Origin of the sequence: Micromonospora sp. NPDC049903, assembly GCF_044460945.1 — a bacterium.
GTDB lineage: Bacteria > Actinomycetota > Actinomycetes > Mycobacteriales > Micromonosporaceae > Micromonospora.
Window position 1 is genome coordinate 52,920 of record NZ_JBITKL010000005.1, and the last position, 15,400, is coordinate 68,319.

14 protein-coding genes are annotated in these 15,400 nt (G+C 72.7%); 10 read left to right on the plus strand and 4 right to left on the minus strand.

The window, feature by feature from the left end:
* The first annotated feature begins 16 nt into the window (after positions 1-16).
* From ACIBO1_RS11565 to nudC, 6 genes are all read left to right on the plus strand, one after another.
* Entirely contained in the window at positions 17-3,376 is a 3,360-nt protein-coding gene (locus ACIBO1_RS11565; RefSeq protein WP_396744314.1) for an ATP-dependent helicase, read from the plus strand.
* 221 nt (positions 3,377-3,597) lie between these two features.
* A complete protein-coding gene (locus ACIBO1_RS11570; protein WP_013735772.1) occupies positions 3,598-3,801 on the plus strand; it encodes a cold-shock protein in 204 nt (67 codons plus the stop codon).
* A gap of 220 nt (positions 3,802-4,021) precedes the next feature.
* Positions 4,022-4,207 (plus strand): hypothetical protein, encoded by a 186-nt coding sequence (locus ACIBO1_RS11575; RefSeq protein ID WP_396744317.1) that lies wholly within the window; start codon positions 4,022-4,024, stop codon positions 4,205-4,207.
* A 116-nt stretch (positions 4,208-4,323) separates the two neighbouring features.
* Positions 4,324-5,637: a M16 family metallopeptidase gene (locus ACIBO1_RS11580; RefSeq protein WP_396744319.1), complete on the plus strand. Its 1,314-nt coding sequence runs from the start codon at positions 4,324-4,326 to the stop codon at positions 5,635-5,637.
* Positions 5,634-6,971: a M16 family metallopeptidase gene (locus tag ACIBO1_RS11585; RefSeq protein WP_396744322.1), complete on the plus strand. Its 1,338-nt coding sequence runs from the start codon at positions 5,634-5,636 to the stop codon at positions 6,969-6,971. The genes ACIBO1_RS11580 and ACIBO1_RS11585 overlap by 4 nt, the downstream gene beginning before the upstream one ends.
* A gap of 20 nt (positions 6,972-6,991) precedes the next feature.
* On the plus strand, positions 6,992-7,975 hold the full coding sequence (nudC, locus tag ACIBO1_RS11590) for an NAD(+) diphosphatase (RefSeq protein ID WP_396744784.1): 984 nt from the start codon (positions 6,992-6,994) through the stop codon (positions 7,973-7,975).
* A 233-nt stretch (positions 7,976-8,208) separates the two neighbouring features.
* Here nudC and ACIBO1_RS11595 read toward each other — a convergent pair whose 3' ends face one another.
* The 3 genes from ACIBO1_RS11595 to ACIBO1_RS11605 all read right to left on the minus strand — a co-directional run bounded on the left by ACIBO1_RS11595 (position 8,209) and on the right by ACIBO1_RS11605 (position 10,002).
* The gene (locus tag ACIBO1_RS11595; RefSeq protein WP_396744325.1) at positions 8,209-8,481 is read right to left on the minus strand and encodes a hypothetical protein; all 273 of its coding nucleotides are present in this window, start codon (positions 8,479-8,481) and stop codon (positions 8,209-8,211) included.
* A 234-nt stretch (positions 8,482-8,715) separates the two neighbouring features.
* Positions 8,716-8,952 (minus strand): DUF397 domain-containing protein, encoded by a 237-nt coding sequence (locus tag ACIBO1_RS11600; protein ID WP_131053856.1) that lies wholly within the window; start codon positions 8,950-8,952, stop codon positions 8,716-8,718.
* A 69-nt stretch (positions 8,953-9,021) separates the two neighbouring features.
* Complete coding sequence (locus tag ACIBO1_RS11605; protein WP_396744329.1) at positions 9,022-10,002, minus strand: helix-turn-helix domain-containing protein; 981 nt, start codon at positions 10,000-10,002, stop codon at positions 9,022-9,024.
* A gap of 223 nt (positions 10,003-10,225) precedes the next feature.
* Between ACIBO1_RS11605 and ACIBO1_RS11610 the strand changes: the two genes are divergently transcribed.
* Complete coding sequence (locus tag ACIBO1_RS11610; RefSeq protein ID WP_396744332.1) at positions 10,226-11,545, plus strand: MFS transporter; 1,320 nt, start codon at positions 10,226-10,228, stop codon at positions 11,543-11,545.
* Positions 11,546-11,600: 55 nt separating this feature from the next.
* Here ACIBO1_RS11610 and ACIBO1_RS11615 read toward each other — a convergent pair whose 3' ends face one another.
* A complete protein-coding gene (locus tag ACIBO1_RS11615) occupies positions 11,601-11,843 on the minus strand; it encodes a mycoredoxin (protein WP_176096007.1) in 243 nt (80 codons plus the stop codon).
* 93 nt (positions 11,844-11,936) lie between these two features.
* Between ACIBO1_RS11615 and ACIBO1_RS11620 the strand changes: the two genes are divergently transcribed.
* The 3 genes from ACIBO1_RS11620 to ACIBO1_RS11630 all read left to right on the plus strand — a co-directional run bounded on the left by ACIBO1_RS11620 (position 11,937) and on the right by ACIBO1_RS11630 (position 15,012).
* Positions 11,937-14,087 (plus strand): ATP-dependent DNA helicase UvrD2, encoded by a 2,151-nt coding sequence (locus ACIBO1_RS11620; protein ID WP_396744335.1) that lies wholly within the window; start codon positions 11,937-11,939, stop codon positions 14,085-14,087.
* Between the two features lie 140 nt (positions 14,088-14,227).
* Positions 14,228-14,512 (plus strand): hypothetical protein, encoded by a 285-nt coding sequence (locus ACIBO1_RS11625; RefSeq protein WP_396744338.1) that lies wholly within the window; start codon positions 14,228-14,230, stop codon positions 14,510-14,512.
* 134 nt (positions 14,513-14,646) lie between these two features.
* A complete protein-coding gene (locus ACIBO1_RS11630; protein ID WP_350692611.1) occupies positions 14,647-15,012 on the plus strand; it encodes a WhiB family transcriptional regulator in 366 nt (121 codons plus the stop codon).
* Positions 15,013-15,400: the final 388 nt, after the last annotated feature.

The window sequence follows — 15,400 nt, forward strand, 5'->3', positions numbered from 1 at the left end:
CTCCGAAGAGGGCAGCATGACCCAGCCCGCGCTGTTCAACCCTGCGGCACCGGCGCCCCGGGCGGCCGCCGTCGGTCCCCGGTACACGCCGGTGGAGCTGGCCAAGCTGCTGCGGTTGCCGGCGCCGACCCGGGAACAGGCGGCGATCATCGCGGCGCCGGTGGAGCCGCTGCTGGTGGTCGCGGGAGCCGGCTCGGGAAAGACCGAGACGATGGCCGCCCGGGTGGTCTGGCTGGTGGCCAACTCGTACGTCCGGCCCGAGCAGGTGCTCGGTCTCACCTTCACCCGCAAGGCCGCCGGTGAGCTGGCGCACCGGGTGCGTACCCGGCTCGATCAGTTGGTGCGCCGGCTGGGGCGGCGCGGACGTGACCCGCTCGACGACCCCTTCGCGGGCGAGCCCACGATTTCCACCTACCACTCGTACGCCGGGCGGATCGTCACCGAGCACGGCCTGCGGGCCGGCTACGAGCCCTCCACCCGGCTGCTCACCGAGGCGTCCCGCTGGCAGCTCGTGGACCTGATCGTGCGTAACTACGACGGGGACATGTCCGAGGTGGACCGGATGCCGAGCACGGTCACCGACGCGGTGCTGGCGCTCTCCGGCGAGTTGGACGAGCACCTGGTCGACCCGGACGCCCTCGCCGCGTGGACCGGCCGGTTCTTCGCCGAGGTGCAGTCCCTTCCCGGACGCGTCTACGCCGACGTGCGCAAGGCGCTCGCGCTCCAGCAGACCCGCCTGAAGTTGCTGCCGCTGGTGCGCGCGTACGCCCGGCGCAAGGACGACTTCGAGGCGATGGACTTCGCCGACCAGCTCGCCCGGGCCGCGCGGGTGGCCCGGGACCATCCCGGCGTCGGCGAGATCGAGCGCGGGCGCTACCGGGTGGTGCTGCTCGACGAATACCAGGACACCAGCCACGCCCAGGTGGTGCTGCTCGGCGCGTTGTTCGGCGGCGGGCACCCGGTGACCGCGGTGGGTGACCCCTGTCAGTCCATCTACGGATGGCGGGGGGCCAGCGCCGGCACCCTGGACCGCTTCCCGACCGAGTTCGCCCGCACCGACGGGGAGCCCGCCCGGGTGCTCGGGCTGACCACCAGTTGGCGGAACCGGCCGGAGATCCTCGCGGTGGCGAACGCGCTCTCCACCCCGTTGCGGGCGGCCGGTGCCCAGGTGCCGGAGCTGCACGCGGCACTCAGCGTCCGCGACCCGATCCCGCACCGCAGCGCACGCGGCGCCGCCGCCGGCACCGTGCACTGCGCGTTGCTGGCGACGTACGCCGACGAGGCCGACTGGATCGCCGACAGTGTGCTGGCCGCCTGGCGGGGTGCGGCACGGATGCCGGGGGTGCTGCCCGAGCAGATTCCGGTGACCCGGCGCCCGACCACGGCGGTGCTGGTCCGGCTGCGCAGCCAGATCCCGGTGATCGCGGCGGCGCTGCGGGAGCGTGGTCTGCCGGTCGAGGTGGTGGGGCTGGGCGGACTGCTGGACACCCCGGAGATCCGCGACGTGGTGTGCACGCTGCGGGTGCTCGCCGACCCGACCGACGGTGCCGCGTTGTTGCGCCTGCTGACCGGTGCCCGGTGGCGGATCGGGCCACGGGATCTGGTCGCGCTGCACCGTCGGGCCAAGGCCATCGCGGCGGCCCGTCGCCAGCTCGCCGACGACGATACGGCCGAGATCATGCCGGACCGCCTGGACGAGGCGACGCTGATCGAGGCGCTGGCCGACCTCGGCCCGGCGCAGGCGTACTCGGCCGAGGGCTATCTGCGGCTGCGCGCGTACGCCCGGGAGTTGGGTCTGCTGCGGTATCGGCTGGACCAGTCGCTGCCGGAGCTGATCGCGGACGTGGAGCGGACCACCGGCCTGGACGTGGAGGTGGCGGTACGGGCCGGCGGCGAGGGCGCCGGTGACGCCGGCCTGGCGCGTAGTCACCTGGACGCGTTGGGTGACGTGGCCGCGCGGTTCAGCGGGGAGACGCCGGGCGCCACGCTCGCCGGTTTCCTGGCCTACCTGGCCGCCGCCGAGGACGAGGAGCGCGGCCTGGCGCCGGGCGAGGTGGAGGTGGTCGAGGGGGCGGTGCAGATCCTCACCGCGCACGCGGCCAAGGGGCTGGAGTGGGACGTCGTCGCGGTGGCCGGGCTGAGCCGGGGGGTGTGGCCGGGGCCGGTCCGCAACTCCGACCACTGGCTGGGCGGGCTGGGTGTGCTGCCGTTCCCGTTGCGCGGCGACGCGGACGGGCTGCCCGACCTGGCCCTGGCCGATCTGGACGACCAGCGTGGCGTGGCCCGGGCGGTGGAGGACTTCACCGACGCCTGGCGGGCGCACGACGAGCGGGAGGAACGCCGGTTGGCGTACGTCGCGGTGACCCGCCCGCGTCGCCTGCTGCTCTGTTCCGGCCACTGGTGGGGTGAGGGCACCAAACGTCCGCGCGGCCCGGCCGGGCTGCTGCGCGAGGTGCACGACGCCTGCCTGGACGCCGGGGCCGGTCACCTGGTGGACGAGTGGGCGCCCGAGCCGTCGCCGGACGCGGTGAACCCGACCACCGAGGTGGTGATCCGGGCCGAGTGGCCGGCCGACCCGCTGGGCGTACGCCGCTCCACGTTGACCGAGGCGGCGTCGCTGGTCCGCCGTCACCTGACCGACGACGTACCGGCCGCTCCGGAGGACGAGGCCCCGGATCCGGAGGTGGCCCGGTGGCGGCGGGAGGCCGATCTGCTGCTTGCCGAGCGGGCGGAGCTGAGCCGGCTGTCCGGTCCGATCGAGGTGACGCTGCCCGAGCACCTGTCGGTCACCCAACTGGTCGCGTTGCGTCGGGACCCGGCGGCACTGGCCCGGTCGCTGCGCCGGCCGTTGCCGACCGAGCCGAACCCGTACGCCCGCCGGGGCACCGCCTTCCACGCCTGGCTGGAGCAGCGCTTTGGCGCGGACCGGCTGCTGGACACCGACGAGTTGCCGGGTGCGGCGGACGCCGATGCGGCGCCGGACGAGGCGCTGGCGGAGCTGCAACGGCGGTTCCTGAGCAGCGAGTGGGCGGACCGTACGCCGGTCGAGGTGGAGGTGCCGTTCGCGACGGTGATCGGCGGCGTGGTGGTCCGCGGCCGGATGGATGCCGTGTTCCGCCGCCCCGGCGACCGGTTCGACGTGGTCGACTGGAAGACCGGTGCCCAGCCCTCGGGCGCGGCGGCCGAGGTGGCCTCGGTGCAGTTGGCGGTCTACCGGTTGGCCTGGGCCGAGCTGGCCGATGTCCCGGTCGACCGGGTCGGCGCGGCGTTCCACTACGTGCGGGACGGGGCGACCGTCCGTCCGGCGGACCTGCTCGACGTCGACGGCCTCACCACCCTGATCACCTCACTGCCAGAAAACGAGCTGGACGGGTAGCGCGGGCCCGAATCCGTGGTACTGTGCCCGCGTTGCAGTTTTGGTTCCAGCTCTGTTTGCGCCTGGCGGATTGTGGCCCCAGGCGCTCTTTGTTATGTCCGGACCTCTCCGGGCGGGGCGACCAGCAGCGACAGAAGTTCCGGGAACCGCCCGGAACTCTCCACTCTTTCGACCCCGTAACAGGTGCGGGTTCGACGTTCCGTCAAGGAGACGAAACAAGCATGGCTATTGGCACCGTCAAGTGGTTCAACGCTGACAAGGGCTTCGGCTTCATCACCCCGGACGGCGGCGGCGCCGACGTCTTCGCCCACTTCTCGGCCATCCAGAGCTCCGGCTACCGCAGCCTGGACGAGAACCAGCGCGTGGAGTTCGAGGTCGTCCAGGGCCAGAAGGGCCCGCAGGCGGAGAACATCCGCCCGCTCTGATCTGCCGGGTTCACCCGCGACGGCCGGGCCGCCTCCGCCACCCACTGGGACCGGAGGCGGCCCGGCCGTCCGCATTTCGGACGGCCGGTTTGGCGGAACCCTGAGTCGGTAATCAGCCGTCCTACCGTCGGGTGGACGACTGTCACCACCTCCCGGCTGGGGAACGCTGGGCGCGGGGGGATGAGCCGGGGGGATCGGCTCAGCTCGGGGAGGAACGACCATGGTGGGTTCGGCGGCGGTGCGGGAACTACTCCTGGTGGTCGCGGTGGCGGCCGCCGGACTGCTGCTGGCCACGGCCGTGGCGTTCGCTCCCTGGCCCGCCACGCCGGGCGGGGCGGCCCCGTCCGGCCTGGTGGACCTGCACGGGCCGGCCGCCACCGCGCGGCCGGGCAGCACCGCCGGTTGAGCCGGCGATGAAAGGAAGGGCCCTTCCTAACGCCTCGGGTATAGCAGGGGTCCCCGGCTAACACCTGCCGCCCTTACCCGCCTCCCCGGCTCGGCGGAGGCGTTAGGGTCGGATCCGTGCCGACGCGCAGAGCGAGAATCCCAGCCGCGAAGTACCCCGTCGAGCGGTTCACCCTCGACAACGGCCTGCGGGTGGTCCTGACGCCCGACCGCAGTGCACCGGTGATCGGCGTGGCGGTGGTCTACGACGTGGGCATACGGTCCGAGCCCGAGGGACGGACCGGCTTCGCGCACCTCTTCGAGCACCTGATGTTCCAGGGCTCGGAGAACCTGGAGAAGCTCGCCCATTTCCGGCACGTCCAGGGCGCCGGTGGCACCTTCAACGGCTCCACCCACCTGGACTACACCGACTACTACGAGACCCTGCCGAGCAACGCCCTGGAACGGGCGCTGTTCCTGGAGGCCGACCGGATGCGCGGCCCTCGGCTGACCGAGGAGAACCTGCGTAACCAGGTGGACGTGGTCAAGGAGGAGATCCGGGTCAACGTGCTCAACCGGCCGTACGGCGGGTTCCCCTGGTTGACCCTGCCGCCGGTCATGTTCGACACCTTCCCGAACGCGCACGACGGGTACGGCTCCTTCGACGACCTGGAGTCCGCCACCGTCGCCGACGCGGCCGACTTCTTCCGGCGCTACTACGCCAGCGGCAACGCCGTGCTCGCGGTCAGCGGCGACATCGACACCGCCGAGGCCGTCGAGCTGATCGAACGACACTTCGGCGACGTACCGGCCCGTCCGGCGCCGGACCGGCCGGACTTCGCCGAGCCGGAGCCGACCGCCGAGCGGCGCACCGCGTACGAGGACAAGCTGGCCCCGCTGCCGGCGGTGGCCTCCGGCTGGCGGGTGCCCGACCCGATCGGGAACTTCGCCGACTACCTGCCGTTCGTGGTGCTGGCCGAGGTGCTCACCGACGGCGACGCCTCCCGGCTGGTCGAGCGGCTGGTGCACCGCGACCGCACGGTCACCAGCATCGGCGGCTACCTGGGCTTCATGGGAGACCCGTTCGACGTCCGCGACCCGACCGCCCTGCTGATCCAGTCCCACCTGCCGCCCGGCGGCGACGTCGACAAGGTGCTGCGCACCGTCGACGAGGAACTGGACCGGGTCGCCACGGACGGCCTCACCGACGGCGAGCTGGCCCGTACCCAGGCCCGGATGGCCACCCACCTGCTGCGCGACTCCGACGCGGTGTTGTCCCGCGCGCTGCGGATGGCGGTGCTGGAGCAGCAGCGCGGCGAACCCGGCCTGCTCGGCGAGCTGCCCCGGCTGGTCGGTGAGGTCACCGACGAGCAGGTCCGCGCCGCCGCGGCCACCCTGCGGCCGGAGCGCCGCGCGTCCGTCGAGGTGATCGCGAAAGGTGGCCGTCCATGAACACGAGTACGCCCACGCGAACGCTGCCGCCGCTCGGCCCGACCCGCCGACTCAAGCTGCCCCGGCAGGCCGAACGCACGCTCGACAACGGGCTCACCGTGATCGTGGTACGCCGTCCGGCGGTGCCGCTGGTGGAGCTGCGTCTCTGGATGCCGTTCGTCCGTGCCCACCTGGCCCGGGGGCACCTGCTGGCGCAGACCCTGCTCTCCGGCACCGAGACGATGAGCAGCGTGCAGATCGCCGCCGAACTCCAGCGGATCGGCGGCGGGCTCTCCGCCGGGCTCGACCCGGACCGACTGATGCTCTCCGGCACCGCCCTGGCCACCGGGCTGGACCGGATGCTGGAGATCCTCGCCGACGTGGTCACCGGCGCCAACTACCCGGCCGAGTGGGTCGGCGTCGAGCGGGACCGGCTGGTGGACGGCATCCAGGTGGCCCGGAGCCAGCCCGCCCATCTGGCCCGGACCGCGCTGCTGCGGCGGATCTTCGGCCGGCACCCGTACGCGGTCCAGACCCCGGAGCCCGAGCAGGTCCGCGCGGTCCGTCCGGCCGCCCTGCGCACGCTGCACGCCCAGCGGGTCCGACCCGCCGGCGCGGTGCTGGTGCTGGTCGGCGACGTACACCCGGAGCGGGCGTTGGACGCCGCCGAGAAGGCGCTCGCCGGCTGGCAGGGCGGCGAGCACGCGGCCGAGGTGCCGCCGGTCCCGCCGCTGGAACCCGGCCCGCTGCTGCTGGTCGACCGGCCCGGTTCGGTGCAGTCGTCGATGCGGATGGCGTTGCCGGCGGTGCCACGTACCCATCCGGACCACGCCGCGCTGCAACTGGCCAACCTGATCTTCGGCGGCTACTTCTCCTCGCGCTGGGTGGAGAACATCCGTGAGGACAAGGGCTACACGTACGGTCCGCACTCGATGGTCGAGCACTCGGTCGGCGGTTCGGTGCTGCTGGCCGCCGCCGAGGTGGCCACCGAGGTGACCGCACCGGCGCTGCTGGAGACCACGTACGAACTGGGCCGGCTGGCCACCGTGCCACCCGGCCAGGAGGAGTTGGACCAGGCCCGCCAGTACGCCCTCGGCACGCTCCAGCTCGGCATCGCCACCCAGGCGGGCCTGGCGTCGTTCGTCAGCGCGTACGCCGGGAGCGGGCTGCGGCTGGACTTCCTCTCCGAGCACGCGGCCCGGCTGGCGAAGGCGAGCGTCGACGACGTCACCGAGGCGGCGGCCCGCTACCTCGCCCCGTCCCGCGCGGTCACCGTCGTGCTCGGTGATGCCGCACGCATCGAGCCCTCGCTGTCCACGCTGACCCCGGTCCAGACCACACCGGCGACACCGTGAGCGGGCCCACCGGCACGGCGTTGCCGTCGGACGGCTGGGGACAGCCGGTCGACTGGGTACTACAGGGGGAGGCGGCCCCGCCGCTGGCCCGCTCGACGCTGGACCGGGCGGCGCATCGGCGTACCGATCCGCAGTGGTTGGCGGCGGCCTGGTCCGGCGCGCGGGTGCTGGTGCTCGACGTGGAGGCCGGCGGCCGGGCGCTGGTGCGGACCGACACCCCGGTGCCGGAACTGGTCCTGGTGGCGGCGGACGACCTGCCCTCGACGCTGGCCGCCGACGCGGTGTTCCTCGGCGTGGAACCGGACGGGGTGCCGGTCTTCTGCGTGCACACTGCGCTGACCGTGCGCCCGGACACCCGGTCGGCTCACCTGCGGGGTGTCGGGCATCTGCTCAGCGACCGGGACGCCGGGCTGTTCACCACGGCGCTGGCGCTGACCAACTGGCATCTGCGGCACCTCTACCACCCGGTCACCGGCGCACCGACCCGCACCGACGAGGCGGGGTGGTCCCGGGTGGACGGCTCCGGTGAGCGGGTGTGGCCGCGTACCGACCCTGCCATGATCGTGCTGGTGCACGACGGTGTCGACGGTCTCGACGGGCGCTGCCTGCTGGGCAACAACGCCGCCTGGCCCAGCCCGAAGGGGCAGCGCCGGTTCTCCTGTCTGGCCGGGTACGTCGAGCCGGGCGAGTCGGCCGAGGCCACCGTGCTGCGGGAGGTACGCGAGGAGGTCGGTGTGCCGGTCCGCGAGATCACGTACGCGGGCAGCCAGGCGTGGCCGTTCCCGGGCTCGCTGATGCTCGGTTTCCTGGCCACCGCCGACCCGGAGCACCCGGTCCGGCCCGATCCGGCCGAGATCGCGCAGGCTCGCTGGTTCACCCGGCAGGAGGTCGGTGCCGCGCTCGCCGGCCGGGAGGTGGACGCCGGAGGCGACCGTCTGCTGCTGCCCCCACCGTCGTCGATCGCGCTGTTCCTGATCCACCGCTGGTTCGACGGCCACTGCTGAGATGTAAGGAGGGGTCCCCTGCTAACGCCTGATGCATAGCAGGGGACCCTTCCTTACCTCCACGCCGAGCACGGCGGCGGGTGCGCTGGTGCGCGCCGGGGTGCGGGGGAGTGCGGCCCCGACCCGTGGCCGTCGTTGCCGCGGCGGCCACGGGCCGGGGACACGGGCCGTCGTGGTCGGCTGGGTGAGGAACACGGCGGGGGAGCCGGTCGACCACGACGGACGTGGGGAGGTCAGGTGTCGGGCGGACCCGGACGGGCCCGCCAGCGCGCCGGATCGTCCAACGGCAACACCTTGACCCGTTGCTTACCGGAGCGCACGGCGCCGACGGTGGCGATGGCGCGGGCGAGGTGCAGGGCGGCGTCGCGGTCTTCGGCGTGCACGACCTGGCGACGCGGCTCGGGCCGGGTGGTCTCGTCCCGCAGCCGGTGACCGCCGGCCCAGGCGGCCGTGATGTCGGTGTCGACGACGGCGCGGATGTCGGTGCGAACGATCAGGAACCGCATGTGGGTCTCCGATGTGCCGCGACGGGTGGAACCGTGGAAGTTCCACGTCACTACCCGGCCATCGTACGCCCGGTCCGCATCTCAGCAAGTGAAACGCGGCGATTGATTTGAGCCCCGTCCGATCATCCGATGCCTGCTCACCGGGGTGGTCGGGACGGATGGCAGCGGATGGTCGGGGTGGACGACGACGGGGCCGCCGGTGGTGTGCCGACGGCCCCGCGAGACGTGCCCGAACTAGTTCAGGTCGAACTGCCCGTTCTTGGCGCCGGAGATGAAGCCCAGCCATCCGGCCCGGTTGAACAGCAGGACCGGGCCACCCTGGTCCTTGCTGTCGCGCAGCGCCACCGCGGCGGGACCGGTGCCCAGCGGTGCGACCTCCACGCAGTTGGAGGTCTGGCTGCGCGTGCTGGTACGCCAGGGGGCGTGCGCGAGCTGGGCGAGGACGGACGGCGTGGTGCGAATGTCGTTCATGGTTGAGCTCCTGACGTGAACCGATGGATCGAGTGGGGACGCACGTGCCGAGCGCGGTCCCCTCCTCGGTCACCGCTCCGTCAGGCTCCCGGAGGAACCACGGCGTTGGGCCGGCGCCGTTGCCGATCCGTTGGCCACAATGGACGATGCCCCCGGACCGGTCAGCCGTTCCGACGACTTGACCAGCCAGGAGTGGGTATCCGTTGCGGAAAGTGCCGCCGTGCGTAGCCACTTGAACACCACTTTATAGTGATTTAGGGCGATTGCGTCGGTCGACATGACGTCGGTGAAGCCACCTTCGATGGCGAGCGTCTCCGGATCGAGTGGATCGGCGAACCGATAGACCGAGAACGCGGTCGGTGGGAGGTACCACTGCCCGATCGGCGTGTCCCTGGGCAGGACGTGCAGCGTGACGTTGGGCAGCATGGCCAGCTCGCAGAGCTGCTCCAACTGCTCCCGGAGCACCTCGGGCGGCCCGGCCCGGTGCCCGAGCGCCGCCTCCTCCAACACCGCCGTGTACTGGGGCGCGTCGTGTTCCCGGGTGAGCAGCCGCTGCCGGGCCTGCCGGGCCTTGACCTGCGTCTCGGTCTCCTCCTCGGCCTCCGGATCGCCGGCCTCCCGGCCGACCTGGTACGCCGAGGAGAGCCGGACCCGGGCGTACCCCGGGGTCTGCAACAACCCCGGCACCAGCACCGGGTTGTACTCGGAGATCTCGACGCAGCCCGCCTCCAACTCGGCGAAGCCGCGTTGCTGCTGCGTCATCGCCGGATAGTTCTTGAGCCAGCCGCGCATGTCGCCGGCCTCGTCGGTGATGCCGAGCAGCTCCGCCCGCCGTGCCTCGTCGGCGTCGTACAGGTCGAGCAGGTCCCGGACGTCCTGCGGGTCGGGCCGGCTGCGGCCGTTCTCCAGTCGGGACAGCTTCGACGCGGAGGCCCAGCCGACACGCTCGATGACCTGGTCGCCGGTGAGCCCGGCGGCCTCGCGCAACTGGCGTAGTTCGCGGCCGAGCCGCTGCCGACGCAGGATCGGACTGGGTGCGGCAGGAGGCACGGTGTCCTCTTTTCCGTCGACCGCCGCAGACGCGACGGTAACTGTATGAAATTCGCCCCCCACGGCCAGTATGGACGTCGCGACCGGCGCCGGAGGTACCGGCGGGGGCGTGTCATGAGAAATACGGACACCCGACACACCGGAACGAGACCGCCGTCATCTGCGTCCCCGCCCCGGACGGGTTCCCGACCGCGCCCGAGTCGCGCCACCCCCGGAGGGATCAATGCGAACCGTCCTGAGTCGCCCGGACTTCCGCCTGCTGTTCGGCGGACTGCTGGCCAGCATGACCGCAGAGTCGATCCTGCTGCTGGCACTCGCCATCTGGGTGAAGGACCTCACCGGATCGGACGGCCTCGCCGGTGCCACCATCTTCGTCATCCTCGCGCCGAGGACCCTCGCGCCGCTGGTCGGCTGGTTCGTCGACCGGTATCCCCGGAAGCCCTTCTTCGTGGTCACCAACGTCGCCATGGCGTTGCTGCTCACCCCGCTGTTCGCGGTGCGGGACGCGGACGACATGTGGATCATCTATGCGGTGGCCGCGCTCTACGGCCTGTCGAACCTCACCGTCGGCGCGGTGCTCAGTCGGCTGATCCAGGAGATGGTCCCGTCCGACCTGCTCGGTGAGGCCAACGGCGCGTTGCAGACCGTGCGGCAGGGTCTGCGGCTGGTCGGCCCGCTGGCCGGCGCCGGCCTGTACGCGGTGCGCGGCGGCTGGGTACTGGCCGCGGTCGGGATGGTCGGCTTCCTGGTCGCCGCCGCCGTGGTCGGCACGCTCCGGCTGGCCGAGTCGCCCGCCCGGCCGACCGATCGGCTCGCGGACCGCCCGGCCGACGGCACCACCCGGGTACGGCGACTCTCCGCCGAACTGGTCGCCGGACTGCGGCACCTCGCCGGCGAGCCGGCGTTGCGGCGGGCGGTGCTCGGCTTCGGCCTCGGCTCGCTGGTGATGGGCTTCACCGAGTCGCTGATCTTCGCGTACGTGGACTCGGGGCTCGGACGGGACGCCGCGTTCGTCGGCGTACTGGTCACCGTGCAGGGCATCGGTGGACTGGTCGGCGGGTTGTGCTCGGCGGCCGTCCTACGGCGACTCGGTGAGCTGGGCACCCTCGCCGCCGGAGTGGCGTTCTTCGGCCCGGCGGCACTGGCGCTGGCGTACCCGAACCTGTGGCTCGGCTTCACCGCGATGCTGCTGGCCGGGGTGTCCCTGCCGCTGACCCTGGTCGGCCTGCACACGCTGATTCAGCGGCGGACCCCGCCCGAGCTGATCGGCCGGGTCGCGGCGGCCTCGGAGGCGGTGATCCGGTGCCCGCAGGCGATCTCCGTCGGCGTGGGCGCGCTGATCGTCGGGGTGCTCGACTTCCGGGCGGTCTTCGTGTCGATCGGCCTGGCCACCCTGCTCGCCGGTGGCTACCTCTGGGCCGGGCGTCGGCTGAGCCCGCCGGCCGGACCGGCGGCGCGTACCCGGGTGCCGGCACCGCGCCCGGCCGCCGAGGACCGGGACCCGGCGCCGGTCGGGACGCTGAGCGGCCGGGGCGGCCACTGACCACGACGCGGCGGCCGGCCCCGATCGGGACCGGCCGCCGCGGGTACGTCCGTGGTCAGACGGTGATGCTCGCCAGGTGCTGCTTGACCTGGTTGATCGACGGGTTCGTCAGCGCGCTGTCGTCGGCGAAACGCAGGGTGGGCACGGTCTGGTTGCCGCCGTTGACCCCCATCACGAACTCCGCCGCCGCCGGATCCTGCTCGATGTCGACCACCTGATAGGCGATCCCCTCCCGGTCGAGCTGCGACTTCAGCCGGTGGCAGTAGCCGCACCAGGGAGTGGAGTACATGGTCAGCATGGTGAGATCCTCCAACGTCATGCGCGCCTGCTCGCGCAGATCAGCACAGGCTAACCGCTGCAACGTCCGAGCGAGCTGCGACAATTCCCCGCTGTGGTGGTTAACTCCGCGTCCGAACGCGTGCTGACCGGGCTCGACCCGGAACAACGCTCGGCCGTGACCGCCCCGGCCGGTCCGGTCTGCGTACTCGCCGGGGCGGGCACCGGCAAGACCCGGGCGGTCACCTCGCGGATCGCGCACCGGGCGTTGACCGGGGAGATCTCCGCCCGGCACGTGCTCGCCGTCACCTTCACCGCCCGCGCCGCCGCCGAGCTGCGCCACCGGCTCGCCGCGCTCGGGGTGGCCGGCGTGCAGGCCCGGACCTTCCACGCCGCCGCACTGCGCCAGGTGCGCTACTTCGCGCCCCGGCTGTTGAGCGGGCGGGCCATGCCCGAGCTGCTGGACAGCAAGGTGCGCCTGGTCACCCTCGCCGCGGCCCGGGCCGGCCTGCGGACCGACCGGACCGCAGCGAGGGACCTCGCCGGTGAGATCGAGTGGGCCAAGTCGTCGCTGGTCGAGCCGGGGGAGTACGTGGTGGCGGCGGCGAAGGCGCTGCGCGAGACGCCGCACGAGCCGGCCAAGGTCGCCGAGGTGTTCGCCGCGTACGAGAAGCTCAAGCGCAGCGGTGGTGTGATCGACTTCGAGGACGTGCTCCGCGCCGCGGTCTGGGGGATCGAGGAGCACCCGGACGTCGCCGAACAGGTACGCAACCAGTACCGGCACCTCGTCGTCGACGAGTACCAGGACGTCAACCCGTTGCAGCAGCGGCTGCTGGACGCCTGGCTCGGCGGCCGGGACGACGTGACCGTGGTCGGCGACGCCAGCCAGACGATCTACTCGTTCACCGGGGCGACGTCGTCGTACCTGGTCGACTTCCCGCGTCGCCACCGGGGCGCCACGGTGGTCCGGCTGGTCCGTGACTACCGGTCCACCCCGCAGGTGGTCGGGCTCGCCAACGCGGTCATCTCGCAGGCCCGGGGCACCGAGGCGCGGCTGCGCCTGGAGCTGGTGGGCCAGCGTCCGCCCGGTCCGGAGCCGGAGCGGCGGATCTTCACCGACGAGCCGGCCGAGGCCGCCGCGGTCGCCGCCCGCTGCCGTGCGCTTGTCGACGCCGGCACCCCGGCGCGCGAGATCGCCGTGCTGTTCCGCACCAACGCGCAGTCCGAGGCGTACGAGAAGGCGCTGGCCGAGGCGGGCGTGCCGTACCTCGTCCAGGGGGCCGAGCGGTTCTTCGAGCGGACCGAGGTGCGGCAGGCGATGGTGGCGCTGCGCGCGGCCACCCGGTCGATCCCCGGCGAGACGCCGCTGCCGGTGGCGGTGGTCGAGGCGCTCGCCGCCGTCGGGTGGGCGCCCGACGCGCCCCCGCCCGGTGGGGCCGCCCGCGAGCGGTGGGAGGCGCTGGCCGCGCTGGTCCAGCTCGCCGAGGAGTACGCGGCCACCCCCGACCTGATGCCGCTCGGGGTGGCCGCCACGGTCGAGCGCCCGGTCACCCTCGCCGACTTCGCCGACGAACTGGCCCGGCGGGCGGCCCAGCAGCACGTACCCACGGTGGAGGGGGTGACCCTGGCCTCGCTGCACTCCGCAAAGGGCCTGGAGTGGGACGCCGTCTTCCTGGTCGGGCTCGCCGAGGGCACCCTGCCCACCACCTACGCGCGCACCACCGAGCAGGTCGAGGAGGAGCGCCGACTGCTGTACGTCGGCATCACCCGGGCCCGCCAGTGGCTCTGGCTGTCGTACGCCTCGGCACGCTCCCCGGGCGGGCGTGCCCGGCGGCCGTGCCGGTTCCTGCCCCAACTGGCCCCGGGCGGGACGGAGCGGGCGGCCTCGGGCGGCCCGGCGCGCGGCGCCCAGCGGCGGGCCGCCACCCGGATCGTCTCCTGCCGGATCTGCGGCACCACCCTGTTCGCCGGGTCGGACCGGAAGCTGGGCCGCTGCGCCACCTGCCCGTCCGACATCGACGACGAGCTGCACGAGCGGCTGAGCGAGTGGCGCTCCCGGGTGGCCGGGGCCCAGCGGGTGCCCGCCTACGTGGTCTTCACCGACGCGACGCTCGTCGCGCTCGCCGAGCGGCGCCCGGCCCGGCCCGAGGAACTGGTCGCGATCGCCGGCATCGGCCCGCGCAAACTCGGCCTGTACGGGGAGGCCGTACTGGCGCTGGTCGGGGGTGCGGCGGTCGATGAGATCTGCCCTCAGAAAACTTTCTGAATCTGACCGTTAATTCGTTTGCCCTCGCCCCACCGACCGTCATAGCCTCAGGACACACCTCGCGAGGGGGCCCTGTTCGGGCTGCTCACGGGGTATCTGTTCCGAGTCGATCGTCGAGTGAAGGTAAGGAGGTGGCACCGATGGAGAGCTACGTCAACCAGCGTCCGACGGCGCTGCCCGTTGCCGTCGCTCCGCTGTCGGCTGCCCTGATCTCCGTCGTTCCGGCGACGGAAGTTCGGGCGACCGTCGTCGCCACCCGACCGTGGGCTCCGCAGGCGCACCGGGTCGAGGTTCAGGCCGAGCTGATCCTCGCACCGAAGCCGAACGGGATCCAGGGGACCAGTGGCTTCACGGGCAAGGGCGTCGATGGCGCCACCAAGCGGATGGACGTCCGCGGTGTTCCACCTCGAGGTAGACCGGTCTGACCAACAGACCACCGGCTCACCTCGAGGCCGCGGAACCCGCATACCGGGATCCGCGGCCTCAGTTTTTTGCACCGCCGAAGTACGTCGGAACAGCGATCCACGAGATCGAAGTGTGAGAGAGAGGTGACCGGGCGATGAGTCTGGCGTTGGCCCCGCTCGACCTGAGCGTCGAGATGGAGGCGAACCTGCCCTGCCGGAAGTTCGACCCCGACCTGTGGTTCTCCGACTCGCCCACCGAGCTGGAACTGGCCAAGTCGCTCTGCGGGGACTGCCCGCTGCGCGTCGAGTGCCTGGCCGGTGCGGTCGAGCGGGCCGAGCCCTGGGGCGTCTGGGGCGGCGAGATCTTCGAGCGTGGCGCGGTCGTCCCGCGCAAGCGGCCCCGTGGTCGCCCGCGCAAGGAGGACATCGCCCGTGACGCCGCCCTGCGGGTCGAGGCCGAGGCGCGACTGGCTGCCGACGGGCTCGCCCCGTCGCGCAACGCGGTCCGGCTGGCTGCCTGACATGTTCCCGAACCGGACCAACCCCGCCGGCAGCGTGCCGGCCGAGAGAGAGCTGACCACGATGTTGTACCTGCCGAACGGAACCACCGACATGTACCTACTTCACGAAGCGTTGTCGAAGGTGCGAATGTTGCGGCCTCAGGCCGGTCGCACCACCACGAGCACTGAGGCAACCCGATCCGCCCGTACCGTCGCCATGACCGGCCGTGCCCGGTCGGCTCGCGAGTTGGGCGTTCTGTAGGACCGACACCGCAAACGGCGGGGGGGGGCCGGGGGGGCCCCCCCCCCCGGGGGGGGGGGGGGGGGGGGGGGCACCCCCCCCCCCCCCAAACCGGGCCGCAAAGGTTCCTGGTGCCCCGGGAGGGTGGCGTTGGCACCAAAAGGCACA